Origin of the sequence: Streptomyces adustus (assembly GCF_009377175.1) — a bacterium.
Lineage (GTDB): Bacteria > Actinomycetota > Actinomycetes > Streptomycetales > Streptomycetaceae > Streptomyces > Streptomyces adustus.
Genome location: NZ_VJZD01000521.1, coordinates 1 through 1,831 on the forward strand (window position 1 = coordinate 1; position 1,831 = coordinate 1,831).

At 72.1% G+C, this 1,831-nt stretch carries 1 protein-coding gene; it reads right to left on the reverse strand.

Annotated features, from left to right (window positions below; translation table 11 throughout):
• Positions 1-172: 172 nt before the first annotated feature.
• Positions 173-1,831: chromosomal replication initiator protein DnaA (gene dnaA / locus FNH09_RS46275; RefSeq protein ID WP_152895859.1), on the reverse strand; the 1,659-nt coding region annotated here is incomplete at its 5' end.

A 1,831-nucleotide genomic window follows, 5' to 3' on the forward strand; every position in this document is an offset into this window, starting at 1 on the left:
GTCGGGGGACCCACGGACCCGGGCTCGGCGGACCCACGGACCCTGACCGGCGGACCCACGGCCCCTGCCGGGCGGGCCGTTGAGCGGACCCCGGGAACGGCGGAGGGCGCCTCCGGGATCTGTTCCCGGAGGCGCCCTCGGCGCGTCGGCGGCGGCCCTGGGGCCCGTCCTGTCAGCCGTTCTTGATGCGGTTGGTCAGCTCCGTCACCTGGTTGTAGATGGAGCGCCGCTCGGCCATCAGATTGCGGATCTTGCGGTCGGCGTGCATCACCGTCGTGTGGTCACGACCGCCGAACAGCGCCCCGATCTTCGGCAGGGAGAGGTCCGTCAGCTCACGGCACAGGTACATGGCGATCTGCCGGGCCGTCACCAGCGCGCGGCCGCGCGAGGTGCCGCACAGGTCCTCCACCGTCAGCCCGAAGTAGTCGGCGGTGGCACCCATGATGGCCGTCGAGGTGATCTCGGGAGCCGAGTCCTCGCCGCCGGGGATGAGGTCCTTGAGGACGATCTCCGTCAGGCCCAGGTCCACCGGCTGCCGGTTGAGCGAGGCGAACGCCGTCACCCGGATCAGCGCGCCCTCCAGCTCGCGGATGTTGCGCGAGATCCGCGAGGCGATGAACTCCAGCACCTCCGGCGGGGCGTTGAGCTGCTCCTGCACCGCCTTCTTGCGCAGGATCGCGATCCGCGTCTCCAGCTCGGGCGGCTGGACGTCGGTGATCAGCCCCCACTCGAAACGGTTCCGCAGCCGGTCCTCCAGCGTCACCAGCTGCTTGGGCGGCCGGTCGCTGGAGAGCACGATCTGCTTGTTGGCGTTGTGGAGCGTGTTGAAGGTGTGGAAGAACTCCTCCTGCGTCGACTCCTTGTCCGCGAGGAACTGGATGTCGTCGACGAGCAGGATGTCCATCTCGCGGTAGCGCTTGCGGAAGCTGTCGCCCTTGCCGTCGCGGATGGAGTTGATGAACTCGTTGGTGAACTCCTCGGAGCTCACGTACCGCACGCGGGTGCCGGGATACAGGCTGCGCGCGTAGTGTCCGATCGCGTGCAGCAGGTGGGTCTTGCCGAGGCCCGACTCCCCGTAGATGAACAGGGGGTTGTAGGCCTTCGCGGGTGCCTCGGCGACGGCGACGGCGGCCGCGTGGGCGAACCGGTTCGAGGCGCCGATGACGAAGGTGTCGAAGAGGTACTTCGGGTTCAGCCGCGCGGTGGGCTCACCCGGTCCGGCCGCCGGCGCGGGCTTCGCCGCCAGCGGGCCGGGCGCGCCGGCGCTGGACTGGCCGACGCCGGCCGGGCCGCCGCGGTGCGTCCCCCCGGAGCCGGCGGGCGGCTCGGGCAGGTCGCGGCGGGCCGGGTCGCGCTGGTCGTAGTCCGCGCGTGACGACTCGTAGTCGGAGCGCTGCTGGTCGTAGGGCGGCCGGTCCATGGGCTGCGGGCGGTAGTCCGACGGCGGGCCGTAGGAGTCCGGGCCCTTGGCGCCGTAGGAGTCCTGGGCGGACGAGCCGTAGGAGTCCGGACCCGTGGAGCCGTACGAGTCCTGCGGGGAGCCGTAGGCGTCACGCGACGGCGAGGCGTACGGGTCGCGCTCGGGGAAGCCGAGGCGCTGCTGGTGCCAGCTGTACTCGTCCTGCGCCGGGCGCGGCCAGGCCCCGGGCTCGGGGCGCTGGTACTCGGACGGGTAGGCCGGGCGGGCGGTGGGCATCTGCTCGCCGCGCTGGTGGGAACGCTGGTCGCCCTGCGGCGGCGCGGACGGTTCGGCGCGGTGGCGGCCGTATCCCTCGTACTGACCGGAGGAGGACTCGGCGTCCTCGTAGCGCGAGGGCGACGGGGCGGGGGG